This is a genomic window from Micromonospora sp. R311, assembly GCF_056780015.1.
The window spans coordinates 149,874-173,899 of record NZ_JBSWCE010000007.1 but is presented as its reverse complement, the minus strand read 5'-3'; the positions used below and the strand labels follow the sequence as shown (position 1 = coordinate 173,899).

Below are 24,026 nucleotides of genomic sequence, written 5' to 3'. Positions count from 1 at the left end.
CCCTGGGGTGGACCGGTACGCCAGATGGAACGCCCTGCTCGAAATGCTGACCGACAGCGGCCGGGTCAGCGTCGAGGAGGCCGCCGAGCGGCTGGACGTCTCGCAGGCCACCATCCGGCGCGACTTCGACCAGCTGGCCCAGCAGCAGATGATCACCAGGACCCGGGGTGGCGCGGTCGCCAACGGTGTCTCCTACGACCTACCGCTGCGTTACAAGACGGCCAAGCACTCGGCCGAGAAACAGCGGATCGGCGCGGCCGCCGCGGCGCTGGTGTCGCCGGGCACCGTGGTCGGCCTGAACGGCGGCACCACCAGCACCGAGGTGGCCCGGGCGCTGGCCGTCCGCCCGGATTTGAACACCAGCGCCGAGGGCGCCCAGCTCACCGTGGTGACCAACGCGCTGAACATCGCCAACGAGCTGCTGGTCCGCTCCCGGATGAAGGTGGTGGTGGCCGGCGGGGTGGTGCGCCCCAAGTCGTTCGAGCTGGTCGGACCGCTGGGTGGGGCGTTGCTGCGCGAGGTCACCCTGGACGTCGCCCTGCTCGGTGTGGACGCCATCGACCCGCAGCTCGGCGCCGCCGCCCACCACGAGGGCGAGGCGGCGATGAACAACCTCATGGTCGCCCGGGCCAAGCGGGTGGTCATCATCGCCGACTCGTCCAAACTGGGCGGGCACGCCTTCGCCCGGATCTGTCCGGTGGACCGGGTGGAGACCCTGGTCACCGACTCCGGCGCCAACCCGGAGGTGGTCGAGGCGTTCCGGGCCGCCGGGGTCAGCGTCATCTGCGCCTGATCCACTCGTTTTCCTCGCTGTCGGTAACCGTCCGGCGTACCGATGCATACCGGGTATTGCGCGGTTCTGCATACCGAGTATGGTGTCGCCTGTCATACCGCCCATCGGGGGAGGTGCAGCTTGCCAGCTGTCCTGGAGATAGAAGGTCTACGTAAGACGTACAAGAGTCGTCGGCGCGGCACCAGACACGCGCTCGACGGCTTCGACATGCGGGTCGAGGCGGGGCAGGTGCACGGCTTCCTGGGCCCCAACGGCTCCGGCAAGACCACCACCCTGCGTACGCTGCTCGGCCTGATCCGGCCCAACGGCGGGCGGATGGCGATCCTCGGGCACGAGGTGCCCGCGGCGCTGCCCACGGTGGCCGGGCAGGTCGGCGCGATCGTGGAGAGCCCGCAGTTCTTCCCGCACTTCTCCGCCCGGGACACGCTGTCCCTGCTGGCCGGCGCGGGGAACGTGCCGGCGGCCCGGATCGACGAGGTGCTGGAGCTGGTCGGCCTGCGCGACCGGGCCGGCGAGCGGGTGAAGACCTACTCGCTCGGCATGAAGCAGCGGCTCGCCGTCGCCTCCGCCCTGCTGAAGAACCCGAAGCTGCTGATCCTCGACGAGCCGGCGAACGGCCTCGACCCCGGCGGTATCCGGGAGATGCGCACGCTGATGCGCAACCTCGCCGAGTCCGGCATGACCGTGGTGCTCTCCAGCCACATCCTCGGCGAGATCCAACTGATCTGCGACTCGGTCACCATCATCTCGCTGGGCCGGCGGGTGGCCTTCGGCCCGGTCGAGCAGGTGCTGGCCGAGCACTCCTCCGGCGCGGTCCGGGTGCGGCTGGAGGCGGTCACCGACCTGCCGGCCGCCACCGAGGCGCTGGCCGGCGCCGGGATCCGGGTGACCGGTCATCCGGACCACCTGATGCTCGCCGGGGTCGACAAGCCGGCCACGGTGACCCGGCTGCTGGCCGAGCGCGGCCTGTACGTCAGCGAGCTGGCCCCGGTCGCCGTCGACCTGGAGAGCGTCTTCCTCGAACTGACCGCCACCGCGCCGGTACCCGGCCAGCACCGGCAGGTCGACCAGTCCACGAAGGTCGGTGGGGCGGGGCAGCCCGGCGCCACCGGAGGAGGTTGGGGCGCGTGAGTCTCTACCGTACGGAGCTGCGCCGGCTGGCCAAGCGGCGCTTCACCCGCTGGATGACCCTGCTCGGCCTGCTGGTGCTGGCCACCGTGATGATCGGCGTCTTCTTCAGCAACCAGAAGATCGACGCGGGCGCGCACGCCCGGGCCGAGCGCCAGGCCGAGCAGCAGTACCAGGAGCAGGTCCGCTGGAGCGAGCAGGAACGCCTCGCCTGCGAGCGGGCGAAGACCGAGGGCACGGCGGACGCCAACCGCTTCCCCGCGGACTGCTCGGTGATCAGCCCGCCGCCCCGCGAGGCGATCGAGGCGCGCTGGTTCCTGCCGTCCACCTTCGACTTCCGGGAGAACTTCGGCTTCACCCTGCTGCCCTTCGCGGCGATCCTGGCGCTGGTCGGGTTCGTGGTCGGCGCCTCGTTCGTCGGGGCGGAGTGGAGCACCGGCGGCATGATGAACCTGCTGCTGTGGCGGCCGAAGCGGTTGAGCGTGCTGCTCACCAAGCTGGCGGCGCTGCTCACCGGGGTGCTCGCGGTGGCGCTGCCCGCCGCGGTGGCGTGGTTCGGCGGGTTCTGGCTGGTCGCCATGTTCCGCGGCAGCACCGAGAAGGTGACCTCGGGCGTCTGGCAGTCGTTCGCCCTGACCGGGCTCCGGGGCATCGTGCTGGTCCTCGTGACGGCGACCGTCGGGTTCGCGCTGGCCTCGCTGGGCCGGCACACCGCGATGGCCCTGGGCGGGGCGATCGCGGTGATGGTGGTCGGCCAGTTCGGGCTGGCCATCCTGCTCGACATGGCCGGGGTGCGCTTCGCCGAGGTCTGGCTGCTGCCCACGTACGCGGTGGCGTGGATGCAGAAGAAGGTGACCCTGGAGGACTGGGAGGCGTGCAACGCCACCTTCACCGGGGAGTGCCGGCCGGAGACCTTCGACGTCACCTGGCAGCAGTCCTCGGTGCTGCTGAGCGTCGGGTTGGTGGTGATCCTCGGCGCCGCGCTCTGGGCGATGCGCCGGCGGGACATCTCCTGACCGTACGGCGGCGGCGCGGTCCCCGGTCCTCCCCGACCCGGGCCGCGCCGCCGCCGGCGTCTGGTGCGGTTCGGGTGGGCCCTGGTTAGGCTGAGATCCCCCGGTCGGCGTCGCCGTGCCGGCCGACGTTGCCCGCAAGGAGCGCCATGCAGCCCGCCGACGCCTCCCCGGCCACCGAGACCTCCGCGGCCGACCGGGGCGGACGGACGGCCGGCTCCCGCGCCGGCGGTAGCGTTCCGCCGCCGCGTTCCGCGCCGGGCAGCGAGGCGCCCCCGGTCCCGCCGCCGGGCACCGCCCCGGAGGCGGCGACCGCACCCCGCGTCCCGGAGGCGGAGACCGTGCCCCGCGTCCCGGAGGCGGAGGACGCGAGCGGCGCGGAGGCGGCGCTGACCGACGAGACGGCGTCGGCCGGGACAGTGTCGGACGGCGACGCCGCGTCGGGCGCGGCCGGCGGGCTCACCGAGCGGGAACGCGCGATCCTCGACTTCGAGCGGCGGTGGTGGCGGCACGCCGGCGCCAAGGAACAGGCCATCCGGGACACCTTCGGCCTCTCCGCCACTCGCTACTACCAACTGCTCAACACGCTGCTCGACCACCCGGCCGCGCTGGCCGCCGAGCCTGTGCTGATCGGGCGGTTGCGCCGGCTACGGTCCTCCCGGGCCCGCAACCGCCGCCGCTGACCGCTGTCGTGCCGGCCGGCGGGTGCCGGCCGGTAGCGCCCTCCCGGTCCGGTTTCCGCGGGATGCCCCGGCCGACCCGGCGGAATGCCGGCGAGCCGCGCGGGTAGGCGGGTGACGTGCCGGGCCGCGGGTGTCGCGGCCGGTTCACGTTCCGGGGTGGGACCGCTGCCCCGGGGCCGACGGAGGGAGCGGGCTAATGACGGGGATGAACCCCAGCCGGCCACCGGACGGTGCGGCCGGCGCCGGGCAGCAGGCCCGGCAGCAGGCGTCGCGGGTCGGGCACCAGGCGACCCAGGCCGGCGGGCAGATGGCCCATGCCGCGGCCGAACAGGGCGGCCACGTCGCCCAGGAGGCCCGGCAGCAGGCGCGGAACCTGACCGGCGAGGCCACCAACCAGATGCGCGGCCAGGCCCATGCGCAGAAGCAGCGGGCCGCGGACGGCCTGCGCGGCATCGGCCGCGAACTCAATTCGATGGCGGAATGCAGCCAGGACTCCGGGATGGCGGCCCAGGCGGTCCGCCGGGCGGCCCACGTCGCCGAGCAGGCGGCCGGCTGGATCGAGCACCGGGAGCCGACTGCGATGATGGACGAGGTGCGCGCGTACGCGCGGCAGCATCCGGGCACCTTCCTGGCCGGCGCGGCGATGGCCGGCCTGCTGTTCGGGCGGCTGACCCGGAGCCTCAAGGGCGACGGCGGCGGCCGGGGCGCCCCGGGCGAGGAGATGCCGCAACCGGGCGGGCCCGGTGTAATGCCCGGTGCGACCCAGCCCGGACCGCGCCCGTACGAGCAGTACGAACAGACGGTCGCGGCGCCGTACGAGGCCGAGTCGCCGTACGTGGGTGCGGCCCGGGTGCGGAACGCGACGCCGCCGGGTCGGCCGGAGGGCGACATCCGCGGCGGGGTGGCGCCGTGAGTGCCCCGGAGAAGGAGCGAACCCAGGCGTCCGTCGGCGATCTGCTCGGCGACGTGACCCGGGATCTCTCCACGCTGGTCCGCAAGGAGGTCGAACTGGCCAAGGCGGAGCTCCGCGAGGAGGCGAGCCAGGCCGGCAAGGCCGGCGGTATGTTCGGCGGCGCGGGACTGGCCGGCTTCCTGGCCGTGCTGTTCGTGTCGTACGCGGTGTGGTGGGGCTTGTCCAATGTGATGGACGAGGGCTGGGCCGCGTTGCTCGTGGCGATCGCCTGGGCCGTGGTCGGCGGCATCCTGCTCGTCAACGCACGGAAGAGGCTGCGCGAGATGCGCGCGGTGCTACCCCGCACCCAGGAAACTGCGCGGGAGCTGCCGAACGCGCTGCGTGGCCGGTGAACCGACCGGAAGGGAGCAGACGATGTCCGATCCGGACCGGATCCGGTGGGAGATCGAGCACACCCGGAACGAGTTGAGCAGTGACATCGACGCGTTGGCCGACCGGGTCAACCCGCGACGGATCGCCGGTGAGCGTGTCGGGCAGGCCCGTGGCGCGCTGACCCGAGCGAAGGAGAAGGTGATGGGTGCACAGTCGGACGGCCACGGTGCCGCCCAGCGGATGTCCCAGGCGGCGGGCTCGGCCCGCCAGTTCGGACAACAGGGCCGCGAGCAGGTGTCGCACGCGGCGGGCTCGGCCCGCCAGCTCGGGCAGCAGGGCCGCGAGCAGGTGTCGCACGCGGCGGGCTCGGCCCGCCAGCTCGGGCAGCAGGGCCGCGAGCAGGTGTCGCACGCGGCGGGCTCGGCCCGCCAGCTCGGGCAGCAGGGCCGCGAGCAGGTGTCGCACGCGGCGGGCTCGGCCCGCCAGCTCGGACACCAGGGTCGCGAGCAGGCGCAGGGCAATCCACTGGCCGCCGGCCTGATCGCCTTCGGCGCCGGGCTGCTGGTCTCGTCCCTGATCCCGCCGAGCCGCCCCGAGCGGCAGTGGGCCGGGCAGGCCCGTGACATGGTCAGCGAGCACTCGGACGTGCTGCGTCAGCAGGCCAGCCAGGTGGGCCACCAGGTTCGCGACAACATGCGCCAGAACATGCGCGAGCCGGTGCAGCACGCCGCGGCGTCGGTGGGCTCGACCGCCATGCACGGCGCGTCCGCCGTACGGGAGCAGGGCCGGTCGGCCGCCCACCAGGTGCAGGGGCAGGCGCATGAGGCAGCCGACGATCTCCGCCGCCGCTGAGGCGACCCGGGGGGTCGGGGCGGCGCGGACGATGCGGGTACGCTCCGCGTCCGCGCCGCCCCCCGGCCAGCCGGTCAACGAGGACCTGGTCTTCCGGTTCGGTCCGCTGGTCGGCGTGCTGGACGGCGCGACCGTGCCGGAGGGCTTCGACACCGGCTGCGTGCACGGCCCGTCCTGGTACGTCCGGCACCTCGCCGCCCGGCTCGGGCTGGCCGAGGCGGCCCGGCCCACGGCGACCCTGATGAGCAACCTGGCGGCGGCGATCCTGGCCGTCCGCTCCGACCACAGCGACGAGTGCGACCTGGACCACCCGGGCACCCCCTCCAGCACCGTGTGCCTGCTGCGCGACGGCGGCCACCACGTCGACTACCTGGTGCTCTGCGACAGCCCGCTGGTGCTCGACACGGGCGACCAGGTGACCGTGGTCTCCGACGACCGGCTGGACGCCGCGATGGCCGAGCTGCGCGAGACCGTGGCGGCGGTGCCCGCCGGTTCGGTCGACCGGACGACCCGGTTCCGGCAGGCCGTCGCGGTGCAGCGGGAACGGATGAACCGTACGCACGGCTACTGGGTGGCCGCCGCCGACCCGGACGCGGCGTTCCACGCGGTGGCCGGCACCCTGCCGCTGCGCGGGCCCGGGGCGGTGCGCCGGGCGGTGCTGCTCAGTGACGGCGCGTCGGCCGCGGTGGAGCAGTTCGGGGTCCTGGACTGGGCGGGGCTGCTGGACGTGGTGACCGCCGAGGGGCCGGGCGCGCTGGTCGACCGGGTCCGGGCGGCCGAGCGCGACCACCCGGACCGGCTGCGCCGGCACAAGCCCGCCGACGACGCCTCGGTGGTCCTCTGCGAGTTCGACACCGCCTCCTGAGCCGCGGCGAGCCCGGCCCCGCGGACGGGACCGGGCTCGACCGGACGGGCTCAGAACGCGGCGAGCACCGAACCCTGGTACTTCTCCGCGATGAACGACTTCACCTCGGCGGAGTGCAGCAGCTGCTCCAGCTTGGCCACCCGCGGGTCGTCCTCGTCGCCGTCCCGGACCACGACCAGGTTCGCGTTCGGGTTGTTCTCGGCCTTCTCCAGCGCGAGCGCGTCGGTGGCCGGCTTCAGGCCGCTCTCGATCGCGTAGTTGCCGTTGATCACCGAGGCGTCGGTGTCGTCCAGGCTGCGTGGCAGCTGAGCCGCCTCCAGCTCCTTGAACTGGAGTCGCTTCGGATTGTCGGCGATGTCCCGCTGGGTGGCGGCGACCCCGGCCCCCTCCCTCAGGGTGATCACGCCGTGCTGGGCGAGCAGGTTGAGCGCCCGGCCCGAGTTGGTCGGATCGTTCGGGATCGCCACCACCGCCCCGGCGGGCAGGTCGGCGAGGGTGCGCACCTTCCGGGAGTAGAGGCCCAGCGGCTCGATGTGCACCGGCTGCAGCGCGGTGAACCGGTAGCCCTTGGCCTTCTCCTCGGTTTCCAGGTAGGGCACCGTCTGGAAGTAGTTGGCGTCCAGCTGCTTCTCCTGCAGCGCGCGGTTCGGCTGCACGTAGTCGGTGAACTCGACGATCTCCAGCTTCAGCCCGGCCGGCTCGGCGAGGTTGTCCCTGATGTAGGTGAGGATCTCCCCGTGCGGGACGGGGCTGACGCCGACCTTGAGCGGGGCGTTCGGGTCGGTCGCGCCGCCGCCGTCGGCCCCGCAGGCGGCGAGGCCCAGGGCGAGTGCGGCCGCGGCGAGGGTTGCGGTGATGCGTCGCACGGTTGTTGCCTTTCGTCGATCTGGCCGGCGTGCCCGTCGGGGCGGGCCGGGTTGTCGGGTCGGCCGCGCCGGTGGGCGCGAGCCGGGTTCCGGTCGGCCGGGTAGGCGTCGGCCGGCTTCACCCGTCCGGGGTCACCGGTGGGAGAGTCTTCGGGTGAGCACGTCGCCGACCACCTGGACGAGCTGGACGAAGGCGACCAGGAGCACCACGGTGGCGATCATGACGTCGTTCTCGAACCGCTGGTAGCCGTAGCGCAGGGCCAGGTCGCCGAGGCCGCCACCGCCGATCACGCCGGCCATCGCCGAGTAGCCGATCAGCGCCACCACGGTGAGGGTGAAGCCGGCGACCAGGCCCGGCCGGGCCTCGCGGAGCAGCACCTTCCCGATGATCTGCCGGCGGGTCGCGCCCATCGCCCGGGCCGCCGCGATCACGTCCCGGTCCACCTCCCGCAGTGCGGTCTCCACGATCCGGGCGTAGAACGGGATCGCGCTGACCGTCAGCGGGACGATCGCGGCGGTGGTGCCGATGGTGGTGCCGACGACCGCCCGGGTGACCGGGATGATCGCCACCAGCAGGATGATGAAGGGCAGCGAGCGGCCGACGTTGACGACCAGGCCGAGCAGCGCGTTCACCGGCCGCGCGGGCAGCAGGCCGTCGCGTCCGGTGAGCACCAGCAGCACGCCGACCAGCAGTCCGCCCAGCGCCGAGAGCAGCGCCGCCACGGCGACCATGTACGCGGTCTCGCGCAGCCCCTGGGTCAGCAGCGGCACGAGATCGTCGGCGATCACGCGGCCACCTCCACCGCGAGCCCGGCGGCGCGCAGGTGGGCCACCGCCGGGGCGGTCCGCTCGGCGTCACCGGGCAGCACCAGCCGCAGCCGGCCGGCGCGACCGCCGGCGAGCTGCTCGACGGCGCCGCCGAGGATGCGGGCGTCGAGGTCGAAGCGGCGGGTCAGCTCGGCGACGAAGGCGGTGTCCGCGTCCGGGCCGGCCACCGTGACGTCGACGACCGTGCTGTCGGGCAGCGTCGGGGGCGCCCCGAGCGGGAAGACCTCGGCGGCGAGTTCGGAGCCGGGCCGGGCGATCAGGTCGGTGACCCGACCGGACTCGGTGAGCCGGCCGTCGCGCATCACCGCCGCCGAGTCGCAGAGCCGCTTGACCACGTCCATCTCGTGGGTGATCAGCAGGACGGTCAGCCCGAGCCGCTGGTTGAGGTCGCGGAGCAGGCCGAGGATCGAACGGGTGGTCTCCGGGTCCAGCGCCGAGGTGGCCTCGTCGCTGAGCAGCACCTTCGGCCGGCCGGCGAGCGCCCGGGCGATACCGACCCGCTGCTTCTGGCCGCCGGAGAGCTGGGCCGGGTAGGCGTCGGCCCGGTCGCTGAGCCCGACCAGGTCGAGCAGCTCGGCCACCCGACGCGCCCGCTCCCGGCGCGGCACGCCCATCACCTCGAGCGCGAAGGACACGTTGCCCGCCGCGGTGCGGGAGCCGAGCAGCGCGAAGTGCTGGTGGACCATGCCGATCCGCTGCCGGGCCGCGCGCAGCCGGTCCCCGCCGAGCGCGGTCAGCTCCACCCCGTCCACCGTGACGGTGCCCTCGTCGGGGCGCTCCAGCAGGTTGACGCAGCGCAGCAGGGTGCTCTTGCCGGCGCCGCTGCGCCCCACCACGCCGAACACCTCGCCGGGGCGTACGGAGAGGCTGACGCCGTCGACGGCGACCACGGCCCGCCCCCGACCGCGGTACGTCCGGCGCAGCCCGTCGAGCTCGATCACAGCTGATCCCGTCCTCGTCGCCGCGCGGCGGGAGCGGTCGCTCCCGTATTGTCTACCAGCCCAGTAGGTTAATCGGCGAAACGGCTTTTGACAGCGGAGCGTGAGGCGGAACACGATGCGGCCCGACCGGCCGATACCTTCCGCCGTACCGCCAGTCGGTGCTCAACGGGGTGGACTTGCGCCGGTAGGGGCGGCAGACTGCGGCACGTGGCGGGTGCGGTCCGGTTGGAGCCGGTGGACGAGCGGAACCTTGAGCCGTTGCTCTCCGTAGCGGCGGCCGAGGCGGAGCCCGGCGACGTCATGCCGCCGGTGGAGGCGCCGGCGGGGTGGTCGCACGCCCGCCGGGAGGCGTTCCGCCAGTACCACCGGGCCAGCTTCGGTGGGCTGTCCGGCCCGACCGGCACCCAGATGTACGCCATCCTCGTCGGCGGCGAGGTGGTCGGCATGATCCGGATGACCCGCCGGGACGAGCCGGGCACGGTCGAGACCGGGATGTGGCTCGGCCGGTCCGCGCGTGGCCAGGGGGTCGGCCCGGCGGCGCTGCGTGAACTGCTGAACGCCGCGGCCGCGGCCGGCATGCGACTCGTCGTCGCGGAGACCACCCGGGACAATTCCGGGGCGATCTCGGTGCTCGAGAAATGCGGCGCGAAATTGCGCGAGGACGGCGACCGCGTGCACGCCGAGATATGCCTCGATTCGACGCCCCCGACATTCTGATTCCGCTATTGTCGGTTGCTGCAGGTCTGGCATATCCCCTGCTCGTCCGGGCATGTCTGTCCGGAATGCACCCTTCGTGAATGTGTCGACCGGGCGTTCGGACGGCGTCCCCGCGCCGCGATTCGTGGATGTTTTGCGGATTGGGCACCGGGTACTGCCCGCCGGGTCCGCTAAAACGGGACACCTGATTTGCGGTCCTACTTGCGCTATTCCCCGGTAGCCAATTCCGGCCGCTGCCCATCAGGTGTCTCCGCGCCCGGGGAGCGAAGGAGAGCTGATGAACAGCGGAGCACGAATCGGGATGGCGGTCGGCTTCGGCTACCTGCTGGGTCGCCGGCGCAAGCTGCGTACCGCACTGACCCTGGCCGCCGCCGTGGCGATCGGCCGGGCGAGCCGGGACCCCGGCGGACTGCTGAAGCGGGGCACCGACCTGCTGCACGCGTCCCCCCACCTGAGCAACCTCGGCCATCTCGGCAAGCCGCTCGCCTCGGCGGGCAAGGCGGCCGCGACCGCCGCCGCGGGCAGTGGCATCGACGCGATCAGCGGCAAGCTGCGCGGCTCGGCCGACACGCTGCGCCGCAAGGCCGCCGGCCAGCCCGACGGCGGCGGCCGGCCCGAGGACACCGACCGGTCCGGCGGCGACGGCGACCAGCCGGAGCGGGCGGACGCGGAGCGGGAGACCGCCGGGTCCCGCCGACGGGGGCGATGAGCATGGCGGAGACCAGTCCGGGCGGCCTCGCGGGCAAGGTCCGCGGCCAGCTCGTCGACGACGTCAAGGACCTGGCGAGCGCGATCGGCGAGCGAGCCGTCGCCGCGGTGACCGAGCGGGTCACCGGCGCGACCGGCCGGCTCACCGAGTACGCGAAGCAGGGCGGCGGGCCGGGCCTGGTGGCCGCCGCCACCGGCGCGCACAAGCTGGCCGAGGGCAGCTCGCCCGTGAAGGCGATGTTCCATGCCGGGGTGGCCGGCGGTAAGGAGAAGTTGATGTCGGCCTTCGGCCGGGGCGGCAAGGGTGGCAAGGGTGGCGGCAGGAAGCTGAAGGTCACCAACATCGTGGAGGCGGTCGAGGTCGGTGTGCCGGTCCGGGTCGCCTACAACCAGTGGACCCAGTTCGGCGACTTCCCGAGCTTCATGAAGAAGGTCGAGAACGTCGACACCGAGTCGGACGAGAAGCTGACCTGGAAGGCGCAGGTCTTCTGGTCGCACCGGACCTGGGAGTCCACCATCGTCCGGCAGATCCCGGACAAGCTGATCCACTGGCGCTCGAAGGGCGAGAAGGGCTCGGTGGACGGCACGGTCAGCTTCCACGAGCTGACGCCCGACCTGACCCGCATCCTGGTCGTGCTGGAGTACCACCCGCAGGGCCTCTTCGAGCACACCGGCAACCTGTGGCGGGCCCAGGGCCGCCGGGCCCGGCTGGAGCTGAAGCACTTCGTCCGGCACGTGATGACGCAGACCGTCCTCGACCCGGACTCGGTGCAGGGTTGGCGCGGCGAGATCCAGGACTCCCAGGTGGTCAAGGACCACGAGACCGCCCTCCGCGAGGAGGAGGAGCAGGGGCGCCGCGAGGAACGGGAGCAGCCCGAGGAGCGGGAGCCGCGCGGGCGCCGGGGCCGGGGGCGTCCCGAGGCGGAGCCCGAGGAGGAGCCGGAGGAGGTCGGGGAGGAGCCGCGCGAGGAGCGGCCCGCCGAACGCGCCCGCCGTCGTCCGCCGGTTCGTCGTCGTCCCCCCGCCCAGGAGGAGTACGACGAGTACGAGGACGAGTACGACGCCTACCAGGAGGGCGGACCCGACGAGGCGCCGGAGGAGCAGCCGTCGCCGCGCCGCCGCGCACCCGAGCGGGCCCGCCGGGAGCAGCCCCGGGAGGAGGCGCCCCGTCCCCGTCCGGCGGCCCGCCGAGCGCCGGAGGCACCCCGCCGGCCGGTCGTCCGCCGTCGTCGGGAGGAGCGGAACGAGTGACCGTCGCGACGAGTGGGGACCAGGCCGCTGGCGGCGCGCTGGAGCGTGGTGGCACCAGCCTCGCCGACGTGGTGGAGACCGTGCTGGACAAGGGCGTGGTGATCGACGCGCAGGTGTCGGTCGCCGTGGTCGGCATCCAGCTGCTGGAGATCAACGCGCGGGTGGTCATCGCCAGTGTGGAGACGTACCTGCGCTTCGCCGAGGCGGTCGACCGGTTCGACATCACCCCGAAGAACCAGAAGGGGCTGCCGGACCTGGTGGAGGGCGCCTCCGGGGCGGTCGGCAAGGGCAAGGCGGTTTCCGGCCTCGGCAAGGCGGCCCGGGAGATCAGCGGGGCGGTCGCCGACTCGCTGGGCGACCGCGGCGGCGACCGGGACCGGCAGCGCCCCCGCCGGCGCCGGGACGAGGAGCGCTGAGATGGCCGAGGAGACCGGATTGTTCATCTACGGCATCGTGCCCGCCGACGTGGAGCCGACCCCGGACGCGGTCGGGGTCGGGGATCCGCCGGGTGAGGTGGCCGCGATCCAGCACGGCGAGCTGGCCGCGCTGGTCAGCGCGGTGCCGCTGGAAGGTCCCCTGGGCCGCCCGGCGGACCTGACCGCCTACCAGGAACTGCTGGACGGGACCGCGGCGGTGGCGCCGGTGCTGCCGGTGCGGTTCGGCACGGTGGTCACCGGGGCGGACGCGGTGGCCGACCTGCTGGGCGCGCACCAGGACCGGTTCGCCGCCGCCCTCGACGAGTTCGAGGGCCGGGTCCAGTACACCGTGCACGGCCGCTACGAGGAGCCGGCGCTGATCGGCGCGGTACTGGCCGAGAACCCGGCCGCCGCCGAGCTGGCCGACCAGGTGCGCGGGCAGCCCGAGGAGGTCACCCGGCCGCAGCGCATCCGGCTCGGCGAGATGATCAGTCAGGCGGTGGAGCTGCGCCGGGAGGCGGAGAACCGGCAGCTCCTCGACGAGCTGGGCCGGCTCGCGGTGGCCAGCGCGCCCCGGGCGCCGAGCAGCGAGCTGGACGCGGGAAGCGCCGCGTTCCTGGTCGACCGGGACCGCGAGGACGATTTCGTCGACGCGGTGGAGGCGTACGCGGAGCAGCGCCGGGAGCTGATCCGGACCAGGTTGCTGGGCCCGCTGGCCCCGTACGACTTCGTCAGCGCGCACCAGCTGGTGGAGTGACCGGTGGACATCCTCTGGACGCTGCTGACCCTGCCGTACGCCCCGGTGCGCGGGCTGACCGCGGTGGTCAAGGTGATCGCCCGGGAGGCGGAGTCGCAGCGGTACAGCCCGACCAGCATCCGGCGCGAGCTGGAGGAGCTGGACGCGGCGGCCGCCGCCGGCGACATCACGCCGCAGGAGCGGGACCGCGGGCAGCAGCAGGTGCTGGACCGGCTCACCGGCACCACCGCCTGGCGGCCGGCCGCGGGCGGCGAGGCGGGCAACCGCACCGCGGCCCGCGGCCGCCCCGCCGTCCGGCGTGGTGCCGCCGGGCAGGACTCCGGGCGGGGCCGGCAGGAGGCCCGGCGCGGCGACGCCCAGCCGGAGACCCGGCGGGGGACCGGGTGGCAGCCGGACCGGCGGGGGAACGGACGGGCCCGCCCGGTGGCGGAACGGGCGCGGCGCGCCGGCCCGGGCGCGCCGCGTGACGGCGGTGAGGGAGGTGAGCGCGGTGGCGAACCTGATCCGCGGCGACGGCGGCCGGGCCCGTAGGAACGAGCCGGTCGACGAGCCGTACGACGACGAGTACGACGAGGAGGAGGAGTACCTCGAACCGATCTCGGCCGCCGAGGCGGCCCGGGAGGGGCTGCGGCAGATCGTCGAGTTGACCGGCCGGGACGCGGTGGGCACCACCTCGTTGAAGTCCGTCCGGGACGGCTGGCTGGTCGGGGTGGAGGTCGTCGAGGACCACCGGATCCCCGCCTCCACCGACCTGCTCGGCCTGTACGAGGTGGAACTCGACCTGGAGGGCGGCCTGCTCGGCTACCGGCGGGTGCGGCGCTACCAGCGCGGAAAGGGCGAGGTGGGCTGAGATGACCAGCGGGCAACCCCCGTCGGTGGTGCAGAACTCGGGTCAGGTGCTGCCGGCCGGCCACGAGCCGGCCAACCTCGGCGACATCCTGGAACGGGTGCTGGACCGGGGCATCGTGATCGCCGGCGACATCCGGGTCAGCCTGCTCGACATCGAGCTGCTCACCCTCAAGCTGCGGCTGGTGATCGCCTCGGTCGACACCGCCCGGCAGATCGGCATCGACTGGTGGGAGCACGATCCCTGGCTCAGCTCCCGGGCGCGCCCGCCGGTGGAGCCCGGCCCGCGCGACCCGGAGCAGGTGGAGGCGGAACGCCGGCCCCGGGTGGCCCGGCGGGCCGCGCGGAGAGAGGAGTGGGATGAGTTCGACGGCTGACCTCGCGGCCGGCGTCGACCAGATCGACCCGCCCGTCGGCGTCTGGCTGCACGGCGTGGTCCGGGACGTCGAGCCGGCGGTGCTCGCCGCGATCCCCGGGATGGCCGGCGCGTCGGTCCGCCCGGTCCGCGCCGCCGGCCTGACGGCCGTGGTCAGCACCGCCCCGCTGGCCGAGTACGGCGAGGAGGCGCTGCGCCGCAACCTGGAGGACCTGGCCTGGCTGGAACGGGCCGCCCGGGCGCACCACGCGGTGGTCGACGCGCTCGCCCGCCGGGGTCCCGTGGTGCCCGCCCGGCTGGCCACGGTCCACCGCGACGACGCCCGGGTGGCCGGCCAGCTCGCCGTCCGGCGGGCCGAGCTGACCGGCCTCCTGGACCGGCTGACCGGGCGTGGTGAGTGGGGCGTCAAGGGCTACCTGGTGCCCGGTGCGCCGCCCCGGGCCGCGGAACCCGCCGGTGCGGGCGGGGTCGGGACGGCGTACCTGCGGCGGCGGCGGGCCCAGCTGACCGCCCGCGAGGAGGGGCAGCGGATCGCGGCCGAGGCCGCGGCGGCGGTGCACGACGCGCTGGCCGGGTACGCGGTCGCCGCCCGCCGGCACGCCCCGCAGGACCGCCGGCTCTCCGGCGCGCCCACCCCGATGGTGCTCAACGGCGCGTACCTGGTGGAGAGCGGGCGGCTCGACGGCTTCACCGAACTGGTCGCCGCGCTGGCCGAGCGGCATCCGGAGCTGCGGCTGGAGCTGACCGGCCCGTGGCCGCCGTACTCCTTCGCCGAGGAGCGGCCGGCCGGCCCGGCGCTGGCCGTCCGGGAGCCGGCATGCTGACCACGGCCGGCCCGCGCCCCGGCGGTATGACCCGGCCCGGTGGCGTCCGGGAGCCGGCGTGGTGACCACCTCGCTCGCCCCGAACAGCGCCGACGACCCGCTGGCCTACCGCCCGGTGGCCCTGGTCGACCTGCTCGACCGGGTGCTCGCCACCGGCGTGGTGATCAGCGGCGACATCACCATCGCGATCGCCGACGTGGACCTCGTCCGGGTCTCGCTGCGCGCCCTGGTCGCCTCGGTCGGCGCGCTGGCCCCGCCCGAGCTGCGCGACGCCGTCCCGGACGACGGCGCCCGGCTGCCGGGGGAGGGGTCGTGAGCGCGGGGGAGGACGCCCGTCGACCCGGCCCCCGCCCGGCCGGGGCCGGCCGGGACGAGGCGGCCGAGCTGGCCGCCGCGCTCGGCGAGCCGCAGTGGCAGCCGCCCCGGGTGACCCCGCTGGACCGGCGGCTGGCGGTGGACCGGGAGTCCGTCGAGCGGGGACTGGCCAGTCTGGTGCTCACCGTGATCGAGCTGCTCCGGCAGCTGGTGGAGCGCCAGGCGCTGCGCCGGGTCGACCTCGGCGACCTCACCGAGGAGCAGGTCGAGCGGATCGGCATGACGCTGCTGGCGCTGGAGGAGCAGATGGCCGGGCTGCGGGAGTACTTCGGGCTGGCCCCGGAGGATCTCAACCTCGACCTCGGCCCGCTCGGCCCGCTGCTGCCCACCGACTGATTCCGGGCACTGCGCCACCCGGTGGGCCCGGTCAGCTCCGGCCGGCCGCGTACGCGGCGAGCCAGGCCACCTGGGCCGGGTCGAGCGACGGCCGGACCCGGGCGCGGGCCGCGGCGACGTGCGCGGCGGTGACCGTGGAGGCGGTCAGCGACTCCCGCATGGCGGCCAGCGCCGCCTCCCGGACCAGCGCCGCGCAGTCGGCCGCCGAGAAGCCGGCCAGCTCCTCGCCCAGCCCGGCCAGGTCCACCTCCGGCGCCAGCGGCACGTTCCGGGCGGCGGCCCGGAGGATCTCCGCCCGCGCCGGCCCGTCCGGCGGTGGCACGTAGACCAGCCGCTCCAGCCGCCCGGGCCGCAGCAGCGCCGGGTCGACCAGGTCCGGCCGGTTCGTCGCGCCGACCACCACCACGTTGCGCAGCGCCTCCACCCCGTCCAGTTCGGTGAGCAGGGCGGCCACCACCCGGTCGGTGGTGCCCCCGTCGGTGGCCTGGCCGCGGACCGGGGCCAGCGCGTCGACCTCGTCCAGGAAGACCAGCGTGGGGGCGGCCTCCCGGGCGCGGCGGAACAGCTCGCGGACCGCCCGTTCGCTCTCGCCGACCCACTTGGACAGCAGTTCCGCGCCCTTGACCGAGAGCACGTTGGCCCGTCCCGACCCGGCCAGCGCGGTGACCAGGTAGGTCTTGCCGCAGCCCGGCGGGCCGTAGAGCAGCACGCCGCGCGGCGGCTGCACGCCCAGCCGGGCGAAGGTGTCCGGATAGGTCAGCGGCCAGAGCACCGACTCGGTGAGGGTCTCCTTCACCTCGGCGAGGTCGCCCACGTCGTCCAGCGTCACCGTGGCCAGTTCCAGGGTGGACGCCGCCATCGTGGTCGGCCGGACCACCTCCAGCGCGGCGGCGAAGTCGGCCATCGCCACGGTCGGCGTCTCGACCGACTTCTGCCGCAGCGCCGCGCGGACCCCGGCCTCGCGGACCAGCGCGGCCAGGTCGGCGGCGACGAACCCCGGAGTACGCCCGGCGACCTCGTCCAGCCGGACGTCGTCGGCGAGCGGCACCTGCCGGGTGAGCACGGTCAACTGCTCGCGGCGCAGGGCCGGGTCCGGCAGCGGGACGGTGATCCGCAGCGAGAGCAGGTCCGGCGCGCGCAGCGCGGGGTCGACCGCCTCCGGCCGGCCGGTGGTGCAGACCACCGCCGCCCCGGCCCGGAGGATCTCGGCGAGCACCTGGCGGAACACGGTGGCCACCGGGCCCGGCTCGTCGGCGGGGGCGAGCGCCTCCACGTCGGTGACCAGCAGCACCCCCGGGCCGGTCGCGCGGACCTCGGCGGCGGCGGCGCGCAGCCGGTCGGCGGCGGCCTGGTTGCTCAGCGCGGCCACCTCCGGGGCCCAGAGCGGGCAGACCCGCGCGCCGACCCGCGCGGCCACCGCGCGCACCAGCGCCGACTTGCCGGAGCCGGCGGGCCCGCTGAGCAGCACCCCGAGCGAGACCGTGGTGCCCAGCCGGCCGAGCACCTCCCCGTGGTGGAAGCCGAGGTCGAGCAGTTCGGTCAGCTCCTCGGCCTGGGCGCGGAGCCCGGGCAGTTCGTCCACCGACGGGACGCTCTCCGCGTCCGTGCCGTCGGCCACCGCGCCGGCCGGTCGGCCCGCCGTCGGCCCGGCCACGCCAGCGGTCGGGCCGCGGGTCGCCGCCCGCAGCCGGGCCCCGCCCGCACCCGGTGCGACCGGTGCGCCGCGTCCGGCCACCGGCCCGCCGGTCGCCCCCGCCGCCGCGGCGGGCCCGGCGGAGCCGTGGGTGACCGGACCGTGCTCCCAACCGACCAGGGTGTCCATGGTGACCAGCGACCCGTCCGGCTCGGCGGCGACCACGCCGAGCAGGGTGCTGGTCCAGGCGTAGCCGACCCGGTTGGACAGGCTGCGCCGGGCCGCCTCGACCAGGCTGCGGGTCGCGGCGTCCGGCAGCACGTCCTGGGGCAGCAGCGACACGTCGTCGCCGCTGGTCACCACCTTGCCGAGCAGGGCGAGCCGGAGCATCTCCGGCGACACCGCGGCGGCGATCTCGGCGGGGCCGGCGAGGAGCACCCGGCGGGCCGGGGTGACCGGGGTCGGGCTGACCGTGACCTGGCCGCCGTCCCGGACGCCGAGGTTGCCCAGGACCAGGTCGTCGGCGTAGAGCAGGGCGCTGCTCGCGGTCGGCTCGGCCGCCGCCACGATGCCGGCGGTCACCCGCCGGCCAGCCAGCCGCACCGGGTCGCCCGGGCGCAGCGCGAGCGCGGTGAGCACCTCCGGGTGCAGCCGGACGATGCCCCGCCGGGCGTCCAGCGCCGCGGGCCGCAGGCTCGCGGTCAGGGTCAGGTCGGGTCGATCCACCGCCCGACCCTAGCCGCCGGCGTCACCCCCGTGCCCCGGTCACCGGGGCGGGTCGTCGTCCAGCAGGGTCGGGTCCCGGCGGATCAGTTCGGCCAGCCGGGCGGCCGGATCGGCACGCACCCCGTCCCGGCCCGGGGCGAGGTCCGGCACCGTCTTCACCGACATCGGCCAGGCCGGCGGCGGTACGGCGGCGGTCTCCGCGCGGACCGTCACGTCCGGCCCCGACCAGGCCACCCGCAGCGGGTACGCCTGCCCGTCGTGCTCGACCCGGACGGTGACCGCCAGGCCGGGATGGCCGGCGACCACCCGGCGTACCGCCTCGGCGATCTCCTCGACCGGGTCCCGCCGGGCGTCGTCGTCGGCGGCGCGGTGGCTGCCCGCCGGGGAGGCCCCGGCGGCCGCCCGGCGCGGTCCCGCGTCCCGGGTGTCCGCCCAGCCGGGCCCGGCGTTGCGGCCGGTCTCGGGCCGGCCCACGCCGGACTCCGGCCGGTCGGCCGGCTCCCGATCCGGCGCACCGGCCGGATCGGTGGCCCGCCGCCGCAACGCCTCCTCGCGCCGGGCCAACCGGGCCAGTGTCTCGTCCAAACCACCTCTCATCACGACCACCCCTTCGATGAAACGGGTCTGACCGCCCGGGAGTTCAGTCCCTCCGCTCCCGGGTGGCCCGGTCCAGCGCCCGGTCCAGGACGACCAGCAGGGCGTCCCGCACGGAGAGCCGGTCCCGGGCGTCGAACCGCACGAGCGGCACGTGGTCGCCGATCGCCAGCGCCCAGCGGATCGCGGCGAGGTCGTGCGCCAGCCGGCCGTCGAAGGCGTTCACCCCCACCACGAACGGCAGCCCGGCGCGCTCGAAGAAGTCGACGGCCGGGTAGCAGTCGTCCAGCCGGCTGCTGTCCACCACGACGAGCGCGCCGAGCGCGCCGCGGGCCAGGTCGTCCCACATGAAACCGAACCGGGTCTGGCCCGGCGTGCCGAACAGGTACAGCTTCAGGCTGCGGTCGACGGTGACGCAGCCGAAGTCCATCGCCACCGTGGTGGTCGTCTTCGCGGTGCGTACGCCCGGGTCGTCCACGCCGATCCCGGCGCTGGTCATCTCCGCCTCGGTGGTCAGCGGGGCGATCTCCGAGATGGCACCCACCGTGGTGGTCTTGCCGACCCCGAAGCCGCCGGCGATCAGGATCTTCACCGGGATCGGCGGCGCGGCGCGTCCGGCCGGAGCCGGGCGGGGCGCCGGGACGTGACCGGCGGGCGGGGCCGGCGGCGGCGTGGCCCGCCCGCCGGGTGTCGCCCCGGTCGGGGCGCCGTAGCGGGCGGCGGCGCTGTTGGTGGCGACCGCGCCCTGCGGGGCGACCGGCCAGTCAGGAGATCGCACGGAGTCCATCAATCACTCGCAGGATGAGGTCGGGGTCGTGGGCGTCGTCGGCGTCGGCGACGTGCACGTCCAGGTGTCCGGCGGCGCGCAGGTCGCCGACCAGCACCCGGGTCACCCCGAATTGCAGCCGGGTCCGGGCGGAGATCTCCGCGACCGAGATCGGCTCGGCGCAGAGCGCGACGATCGCCGCCAGTTCCGGGGCCAGCCGGGCGGGCGGGACCGTCCACGGGGTGAGGTCGGGCCGGGCGGTCACCTGGGTCTCCAGCCCGATCGCCGGGTCGGCGCCGGTCACCCGGCCGGCGGTGAGCACGAACGGGCGCGGCCCGTCCGGCTCGGGCTCCGGCCCGGCCGGCGCCACCGGTCCGTCCGCCGCCGGGTCGTCGGCGGACGACCGCAGGTAGGGCCGGATCCGGACCACGGGTTCCGGATCCGGCTCGCCGCCGACGTCCGGGGTCATTGCTGGGCGGCGTTCTTCAACTCGGCGATCAGTCGCGGGGTGAGCGCGCCACCGGCCCGGCCGGCGAAGAGCGTCATCTCGTACCCGACGGTGCCCAGGTTGGCCGTCCGGTCGGCGACCACCCCGAGCACCGAGCCGCTGCTGATCGCGCTGATCAGCAGGTAGCCGTCGGTCATGTCGACGACCACCCGGTTCAACCCGCCGAGCGCGTACCAGCTGGCGGCGCCGCCGGCCAGGCTGGTCATGCCGGAGACCACCGCGGCGAGCCGCTCGGCGTTCGACCGGTCCTTGATCGCGGACATCGCCATCAGCAGCCCGTCCGAGGAGACCGCGATCGCCTCCAGCACCCCGGCGGTGCCGGAGGTGAAGGAGTCCAGCAGCCAGTTGAAGGTGCGGGCCTCCGGGCTGAGGTCGCCGCCGGGGTCGGGGTGGTTCTGGTGGTCGACGTTGTCGTGCAGGAAGGGGCTGGTCACCGTGATGATCCCTCTTCGTTACGGCGGTCTGGACGGACTTCACGCAGAGCGCGGGCGACGCCCGCCTCGAACGCGGTGATCAGGTCGCGGACCTCGGCCGGGTCGCCGGGGTGGTGGTTGATCGGCTGGTGGGCCGGGGAGGTGGTCAGCTGGGCCCCGGGCACCCGCCGCCGGATGCCGGCCCCGGCGAGCCCCGGCCCGGCGGGAACCCCCGGCGGTGCGGACGCCACCGGGGTGGCGGTGGGCTCCGGTGGCGGGTTCCGCCGCGGCCGGCGGGGCAGGCCGGACGGGGTCGTCGCGGGTTCGCCGCTGGTCGGCGCGGCCGGAGGGGGTCCGGCGAGGTCGGCCGGCGACCCGGCCGCGGGACCGCCGTGCCCGGCGACGGCCGCCGCCAGCGGCCGCCCGCCCGCGGCGTCGACCACCCGGGGCGGCAGCCGCCGGTCGCGGGCCGGCACCGTGGCCCGGGCCACCGTGGCCCCGGCCCGTTCGGGGCGCGGCACCACCAGCGCGGCCAGCGGGACGTCCAGCAGGACCGTCACGCCGCCACCGACGGTCGGGGCGAGCCGCACCGCCCAGCCGTGCCGGCGGGCCAGCCGGCCCACCACGAAGAGGCCGAGCACCTCGGTGGGGGCCAGGTCGAGCCGTTCCCGGCGGGTGAGCCGGGCGTTCTCCTCGGTCAGCCGCTCCGCGGTCATGCCGATCCCGTGGTCCACCACGGTCAGCCGGGCCCCGGCGCCGGTCAGCTCGCCGGTCACCACCACCCGGGTGTGCGGCGGGGAGAAGACGGTGGCGTTCTCCATCAGCTCGGCCAGCGCCAGCACCAGGTCGCCGACGGTCCCGGGGGCCGCCGAGACGCCCGGCGGCACCTGTACGTCCACCCGGGTGTAGTCCTCGATCTCGCCGAGCGCCAGGCGGACCACGTCACCGAGGGGCACCGGCGCCACGTGGGCGTCGGCGCCGGTCGACCCGGAGAGCACCACCAGGCTGCCGGCGTTGCGGCGCAGCCGGCTGGAGATGTGGTCGAGCCGGTACAGGTGCTCCAGCCGGGCCGGGTCGGTCTCCTGCCGCTCCAGCCGGTCGATCAGCGCGATCTGCCGGCCGACCAGGTTCTGGGTACGCCGGCCGACGTGGCCGAACATCTGCGCCACGTTGCGCCGGCCGGCCACCTGCCGCTCCACCAGCCGGGCCGCGGTGGCCTGCACCCGGTCGAACGCGCGGGCCAGGTCGCCGATCTCGTCCCGGGCCCGTACGTCGACCGGGTCGAGCCGGACCGGCTGGGCGTTCTCGGTCTCGTCGTCGGTGACCCGGACCAGTTCGGCCTCGGCGAGCCGGGCCACCCGGTCGGCGGAGCGGGTGAGCCGGCTCAGCGGCCGGGCCACCGTCCGGGCGACGGCGACGCTGAGCAGCAGCACCACCGCCAGGATCAGCGCGGCCACCGTGCCGACCAGGTACGCGGCGGTCAGCGCCCGACGCTGCTCGCCGGTCACCTCGGCGAGCACGTCCGCGACGATCTTCTTCTCGATGAACTGGCCGAGGGTGATCATCGAGCGGGCCGACGGGAAGAGCGCGTCCAGCGTCACGTTGCGCACCGCGCCGGACGGGTCGATGACGCTGGTGGTCAGGAAGTCGGCGCTGGTCCGGGCGGCCACCGCCGCGTCGTTCAGCTCGGCCAGCTTGAACTGCTCGGCGGTGATCAGCCGGCGGAACCGGCGGTTGTCCACGGTGAGCGCGGCCATGCAGGCGACGAAGGCGGCGTTGGTGGTCGGGTCGTCGCTCGCCTTCACCAGCACGATCAGCGTGGCGCAGGTCCCCAGCCCCTCGTCGGCCCGTAGCAGCGCGTCCAGCGCCAGCACCTGCCGCCCGGCGGCGGTCTCGGTGTCCACGCTGAACGGCAGGCGCAGGGACTCGATCAGCGCCGTGTCGACCGGGCCGTACGCGTCCATGATCCGGCTCGGGGTGGCGGTGCCGGCGAGCACCGCGCGGCGCAGGTCGGTCAGCGCGCGGACCCCGTCCAGCGCGTCGGCGACCGGCGGCGGCAGCGCCTCGCCCTGGTCGGCCCGCAGGTCGGCCACCCGGTCGTCCACCGTGGCGCTCTTGCGTACCAGTTCGGTCCGGCTGACCCGGCCGAGCAGCAGGCCGACCGAGAGGATGCGCTCCTGTTGCAGGTCCTGCACCAGGGTGCCGATCCGGCTGGCCAGCCGGACCCGGTCGGCGATCTCGCCGGCCCGTTGCGCGGCGGCCACCCGGTCGAGCACCACCGGCACGGCGAGGCCGACCGTGCTGACCAGCGGGATGACCACGAGCAGCGCGAGTTTGCCGCGGATCCGGAGCCTACCGAGCAGCATCGACCGGTCCCCACTGCGCGGCCGCCGGGCCGACCGGCTGGAGCGGGCGCGGCTCGTCGGGTCGCGCTCCGGCGGGACGCCGGAGTCGTCCCGGGCCCGCCGCGGGTCGGCCGCCCGCCGCCGGGCCCGGCGGGCCGCGGCGAGCAGCATCCCGCCGAGCGTGCCGAGCAGCAGCAGGGCGAGGCCGGCGGCCCCGAGGGCGAGCCGGCGGTCCCGGTCCAGCGCGTCCACCCGGGCGGCGAGCAGGGTGTCGAGTTCGGCGAGGATGACCGGCTGGAGCTGGGTGGCGGCCGACTGCGCGTTGAGCCGGGCCGCGGCGACCTGCGCCGGGTCGACGACGCCGGTGCGGTCGGCCGGGGTGGAGGCGGCGGCCAGCGTCTCGACCGCGCGCTGGTAGGTGTCGAGCGGGGTGAGCACGGTGGGGCCCAGGTCGGTGCTCTCCGTGCTGTCGACCGCCGCGCGCAGGTCGGTGACCAGGTCGCCGGCGGGGGTGAGCGCACCGACCCGGAGGCTGGCGAGTTCGGTCGCGGTGCGCAGCCGTTCGGCGGCCGGCCGGCGGGCGGCGAGCGTGGTCAGGTCGGCCAGCCGGCCGGTGGCGACCACCGCCGCGGGCAGATCCTGACCCACCCCGTCCTGCAGGAAGAAGGAGTCCGCCCCCCGGTCGCGGATCAGGCCGGAGCTCTCCCGTACCTTGCGGTGCAGGTCCAGCAGCAGGCCGGTGACCTCGCCGTACGCCGCGAAGGCGGCCTCCGGGTCGGCCGGCGGACGGTCGCGCAGCGCCTCGAGTTTCGCCCGCAGCCCGGCCCAGCGTTTCTGGCTGCGCAGCTCGCCCCCGATCCGGGCGTCGACGGTGGCGGCGGCCTCGACCGCGCGGGTCAGCGCCTCTTCGGGCACCGGCCGGCCGGCGACGGCGGCGGACTGGGCGTCGACCAGCGCGTCGGTGACCGGGGCGAGGGCCGCCAGGTAGGTCACCCCCAACCGCTCCCGGGCGGCCAGCGCCCGGTCGTCGTCGGTGTGCCGCCAGGTCAGGCCGAAGAGAAGCGCGACCGGCGCCAGCAGGGCCACCACGAGCAGCGGCGGCAGCAGGCGGGCCGGTGCGGAGGGCCGCCGGCGGGCCCGCGGCGCGGGGACGGTCATGGTCTGTCTCCTCCGGCGGGTGC

28 protein-coding genes are annotated in these 24,026 nt (G+C 75.4%); 19 read left to right on the top strand and 9 right to left on the bottom strand.

Annotation, left to right across the window (positions count from 1 at the left end):
- Positions 1-7 precede the first annotated feature (7 nt).
- From AC1WTP_RS08275 to AC1WTP_RS08240, 8 genes are all read left to right on the top strand, one after another.
- Positions 8-793, top strand: coding sequence for a DeoR/GlpR family DNA-binding transcription regulator (locus AC1WTP_RS08275; protein WP_302920712.1), 786 nt, complete (start codon positions 8-10; stop codon positions 791-793).
- Positions 794-913: 120 nt separating this feature from the next.
- Positions 914-1,924: an ABC transporter ATP-binding protein gene (locus AC1WTP_RS08270; protein ID WP_481648617.1), complete on the top strand. Its 1,011-nt coding sequence runs from the start codon at positions 914-916 to the stop codon at positions 1,922-1,924.
- Complete coding sequence (locus tag AC1WTP_RS08265) at positions 1,921-2,937, top strand: ABC transporter permease subunit (RefSeq protein ID WP_481648616.1); 1,017 nt, start codon at positions 1,921-1,923, stop codon at positions 2,935-2,937. The genes AC1WTP_RS08270 and AC1WTP_RS08265 overlap by 4 nt, the downstream gene beginning before the upstream one ends.
- A gap of 146 nt (positions 2,938-3,083) precedes the next feature.
- Positions 3,084-3,617 carry a DUF3263 domain-containing protein gene (locus AC1WTP_RS08260; RefSeq protein ID WP_481648615.1) on the top strand — a complete coding sequence of 178 codons (534 nt, stop codon included), beginning with the start codon at positions 3,084-3,086 and terminating at the stop codon, positions 3,615-3,617.
- Positions 3,618-3,813: 196 nt separating this feature from the next.
- Positions 3,814-4,530 carry a hypothetical protein gene (locus AC1WTP_RS08255; RefSeq protein ID WP_481648614.1) on the top strand — a complete coding sequence of 239 codons (717 nt, stop codon included), beginning with the start codon at positions 3,814-3,816 and terminating at the stop codon, positions 4,528-4,530.
- Positions 4,527-4,922 (top strand): phage holin family protein, encoded by a 396-nt coding sequence (locus AC1WTP_RS08250; protein ID WP_481648613.1) that lies wholly within the window; start codon positions 4,527-4,529, stop codon positions 4,920-4,922. The genes AC1WTP_RS08255 and AC1WTP_RS08250 overlap by 4 nt, the downstream gene beginning before the upstream one ends.
- Before the next feature lie 22 nt (positions 4,923-4,944).
- On the top strand, positions 4,945-5,754 hold the full coding sequence (locus tag AC1WTP_RS08245) for a DUF3618 domain-containing protein (protein WP_481648612.1): 810 nt from the start codon (positions 4,945-4,947) through the stop codon (positions 5,752-5,754).
- Positions 5,723-6,619, top strand: coding sequence for a hypothetical protein (locus AC1WTP_RS08240; RefSeq protein ID WP_481648611.1), 897 nt, complete (start codon positions 5,723-5,725; stop codon positions 6,617-6,619). The genes AC1WTP_RS08245 and AC1WTP_RS08240 overlap by 32 nt, the downstream gene beginning before the upstream one ends.
- A 50-nt stretch (positions 6,620-6,669) precedes the next feature.
- Here AC1WTP_RS08240 and AC1WTP_RS08235 read toward each other — a convergent pair whose 3' ends face one another.
- The 3 genes from AC1WTP_RS08235 to AC1WTP_RS08225 form a co-directional block, all read right to left on the bottom strand.
- Positions 6,670-7,485 (bottom strand): MetQ/NlpA family ABC transporter substrate-binding protein, encoded by an 816-nt coding sequence (locus AC1WTP_RS08235; RefSeq protein WP_481648610.1) that lies wholly within the window; start codon positions 7,483-7,485, stop codon positions 6,670-6,672.
- 132 nt (positions 7,486-7,617) lie between these two features.
- Complete coding sequence (locus AC1WTP_RS08230; RefSeq protein ID WP_481648609.1) at positions 7,618-8,274, bottom strand: methionine ABC transporter permease; 657 nt, start codon at positions 8,272-8,274, stop codon at positions 7,618-7,620.
- Complete coding sequence (locus tag AC1WTP_RS08225) at positions 8,271-9,254, bottom strand: methionine ABC transporter ATP-binding protein (RefSeq protein ID WP_481648608.1); 984 nt, start codon at positions 9,252-9,254, stop codon at positions 8,271-8,273. The genes AC1WTP_RS08230 and AC1WTP_RS08225 overlap by 4 nt, the downstream gene beginning before the upstream one ends.
- A gap of 207 nt (positions 9,255-9,461) precedes the next feature.
- Between AC1WTP_RS08225 and AC1WTP_RS08220 the strand changes: the two genes are divergently transcribed.
- The 11 genes from AC1WTP_RS08220 to AC1WTP_RS08170 all read left to right on the top strand — a co-directional run bounded on the left by AC1WTP_RS08220 (position 9,462) and on the right by AC1WTP_RS08170 (position 15,860).
- The gene (locus tag AC1WTP_RS08220; RefSeq protein ID WP_481648607.1) at positions 9,462-9,971 is read left to right on the top strand and encodes a GNAT family N-acetyltransferase; all 510 of its coding nucleotides are present in this window, start codon (positions 9,462-9,464) and stop codon (positions 9,969-9,971) included.
- A gap of 277 nt (positions 9,972-10,248) precedes the next feature.
- Complete coding sequence (locus tag AC1WTP_RS08215; RefSeq protein WP_481648606.1) at positions 10,249-10,680, top strand: hypothetical protein; 432 nt, start codon at positions 10,249-10,251, stop codon at positions 10,678-10,680.
- 2 nt (positions 10,681-10,682) lie between these two features.
- A complete protein-coding gene (locus AC1WTP_RS08210) occupies positions 10,683-11,930 on the top strand; it encodes an SRPBCC family protein (protein WP_481648605.1) in 1,248 nt (415 codons plus the stop codon).
- Positions 11,927-12,346, top strand: coding sequence for a gas vesicle protein GvpJ (gene gvpJ / locus AC1WTP_RS08205; RefSeq protein ID WP_481648604.1), 420 nt, complete (start codon positions 11,927-11,929; stop codon positions 12,344-12,346). Before AC1WTP_RS08210 ends, gvpJ begins: the two co-directional genes overlap by 4 nt.
- 1 nt (position 12,347) lies before the next feature.
- On the top strand, positions 12,348-13,103 hold the full coding sequence (locus AC1WTP_RS08200) for a GvpL/GvpF family gas vesicle protein (RefSeq protein ID WP_481648603.1): 756 nt from the start codon (positions 12,348-12,350) through the stop codon (positions 13,101-13,103).
- 3 nt (positions 13,104-13,106) lie between these two features.
- Positions 13,107-13,634: a gas vesicle protein GvpG gene (locus AC1WTP_RS08195; protein WP_481648602.1), complete on the top strand. Its 528-nt coding sequence runs from the start codon at positions 13,107-13,109 to the stop codon at positions 13,632-13,634.
- Positions 13,594-13,953, top strand: coding sequence for a gas vesicle protein GvpO (locus AC1WTP_RS08190; protein WP_481648601.1), 360 nt, complete (start codon positions 13,594-13,596; stop codon positions 13,951-13,953). The genes AC1WTP_RS08195 and AC1WTP_RS08190 overlap by 41 nt, the downstream gene beginning before the upstream one ends.
- 1 nt (position 13,954) lies before the next feature.
- Positions 13,955-14,326: a gas vesicle protein gene (locus tag AC1WTP_RS08185; protein ID WP_481648600.1), complete on the top strand. Its 372-nt coding sequence runs from the start codon at positions 13,955-13,957 to the stop codon at positions 14,324-14,326.
- Complete coding sequence (locus AC1WTP_RS08180) at positions 14,310-15,149, top strand: GvpL/GvpF family gas vesicle protein (RefSeq protein ID WP_481648599.1); 840 nt, start codon at positions 14,310-14,312, stop codon at positions 15,147-15,149. The genes AC1WTP_RS08185 and AC1WTP_RS08180 overlap by 17 nt, the downstream gene beginning before the upstream one ends.
- 58 nt (positions 15,150-15,207) lie before the next feature.
- The gene (locus tag AC1WTP_RS08175; RefSeq protein ID WP_481648598.1) at positions 15,208-15,465 is read left to right on the top strand and encodes a gas vesicle protein; all 258 of its coding nucleotides are present in this window, start codon (positions 15,208-15,210) and stop codon (positions 15,463-15,465) included.
- The gene (locus AC1WTP_RS08170; protein ID WP_481648597.1) at positions 15,462-15,860 is read left to right on the top strand and encodes a gas vesicle protein K; all 399 of its coding nucleotides are present in this window, start codon (positions 15,462-15,464) and stop codon (positions 15,858-15,860) included. The genes AC1WTP_RS08175 and AC1WTP_RS08170 overlap by 4 nt, the downstream gene beginning before the upstream one ends.
- Positions 15,861-15,891: 31 nt before the next feature.
- Here AC1WTP_RS08170 and AC1WTP_RS08165 read toward each other — a convergent pair whose 3' ends face one another.
- Genes AC1WTP_RS08165 through AC1WTP_RS08140 form a run of 6 tightly spaced genes read right to left on the bottom strand, consistent with a single transcriptional unit; the run spans position 15,892 to position 24,003 of the window.
- Positions 15,892-18,219 carry an AAA family ATPase gene (locus AC1WTP_RS08165; RefSeq protein WP_481648596.1) on the bottom strand — a complete coding sequence of 776 codons (2,328 nt, stop codon included), beginning with the start codon at positions 18,217-18,219 and terminating at the stop codon, positions 15,892-15,894.
- A gap of 39 nt (positions 18,220-18,258) precedes the next feature.
- Entirely contained in the window at positions 18,259-18,816 is a 558-nt protein-coding gene (locus AC1WTP_RS08160) for a hypothetical protein (RefSeq protein ID WP_481648595.1), read from the bottom strand.
- A 43-nt stretch (positions 18,817-18,859) separates the two neighbouring features.
- Positions 18,860-19,600, bottom strand: a complete 741-nt coding sequence (locus tag AC1WTP_RS08155; RefSeq protein WP_481648594.1) for a GTP-binding protein — start codon at positions 19,598-19,600, stop codon at positions 18,860-18,862.
- Entirely contained in the window at positions 19,578-20,048 is a 471-nt protein-coding gene (locus AC1WTP_RS08150) for a DUF742 domain-containing protein (protein WP_481648593.1), read from the bottom strand. Before AC1WTP_RS08150 ends, AC1WTP_RS08155 begins: the two co-directional genes overlap by 23 nt.
- On the bottom strand, positions 20,045-20,521 hold the full coding sequence (locus tag AC1WTP_RS08145) for a roadblock/LC7 domain-containing protein (RefSeq protein WP_481648592.1): 477 nt from the start codon (positions 20,519-20,521) through the stop codon (positions 20,045-20,047). Before AC1WTP_RS08145 ends, AC1WTP_RS08150 begins: the two co-directional genes overlap by 4 nt.
- Complete coding sequence (locus AC1WTP_RS08140; protein ID WP_481648591.1) at positions 20,518-24,003, bottom strand: sensor histidine kinase; 3,486 nt, start codon at positions 24,001-24,003, stop codon at positions 20,518-20,520. The genes AC1WTP_RS08145 and AC1WTP_RS08140 overlap by 4 nt, the downstream gene beginning before the upstream one ends.
- Positions 24,004-24,026: the final 23 nt, after the last annotated feature.

Bases quoted from the DNA above. Each gene is read 5' to 3' on its own strand.
- AC1WTP_RS08245 (WP_481648612.1), top strand. From the start codon at position 4,945: ATGTCCGATCCGGACCGGATCCGGTGGGAGATCGAGCACACCCGGAAC.
- AC1WTP_RS08155 (WP_481648594.1), bottom strand. From the start codon at position 19,600: ATGGACTCCGTGCGATCTCCTGACTGGCCGGTCGCCCCGCAGGGCGCG.
- AC1WTP_RS08255 (WP_481648614.1), top strand. From the start codon at position 3,814: ATGACGGGGATGAACCCCAGCCGGCCACCGGACGGTGCGGCCGGCGCC.
- AC1WTP_RS08140 (WP_481648591.1), bottom strand. From the start codon at position 24,003: ATGACCGTCCCCGCGCCGCGGGCCCGCCGGCGGCCCTCCGCACCGGCC.
- AC1WTP_RS08200 (WP_481648603.1), top strand. From the start codon at position 12,348: ATGGCCGAGGAGACCGGATTGTTCATCTACGGCATCGTGCCCGCCGAC.
- AC1WTP_RS08260 (WP_481648615.1), top strand. From the start codon at position 3,084: ATGCAGCCCGCCGACGCCTCCCCGGCCACCGAGACCTCCGCGGCCGAC.
- AC1WTP_RS08240 (WP_481648611.1), top strand. From the start codon at position 5,723: ATGAGGCAGCCGACGATCTCCGCCGCCGCTGAGGCGACCCGGGGGGTC.
- AC1WTP_RS08160 (WP_481648595.1), bottom strand. From the start codon at position 18,816: ATGAGAGGTGGTTTGGACGAGACACTGGCCCGGTTGGCCCGGCGCGAG.
- AC1WTP_RS08185 (WP_481648600.1), top strand. From the start codon at position 13,955: ATGACCAGCGGGCAACCCCCGTCGGTGGTGCAGAACTCGGGTCAGGTG.
- AC1WTP_RS08150 (WP_481648593.1), bottom strand. From the start codon at position 20,048: ATGACCCCGGACGTCGGCGGCGAGCCGGATCCGGAACCCGTGGTCCGG.
- AC1WTP_RS08215 (WP_481648606.1), top strand. From the start codon at position 10,249: ATGAACAGCGGAGCACGAATCGGGATGGCGGTCGGCTTCGGCTACCTG.
- AC1WTP_RS08210 (WP_481648605.1), top strand. From the start codon at position 10,683: ATGGCGGAGACCAGTCCGGGCGGCCTCGCGGGCAAGGTCCGCGGCCAG.
- AC1WTP_RS08180 (WP_481648599.1), top strand. From the start codon at position 14,310: ATGAGTTCGACGGCTGACCTCGCGGCCGGCGTCGACCAGATCGACCCG.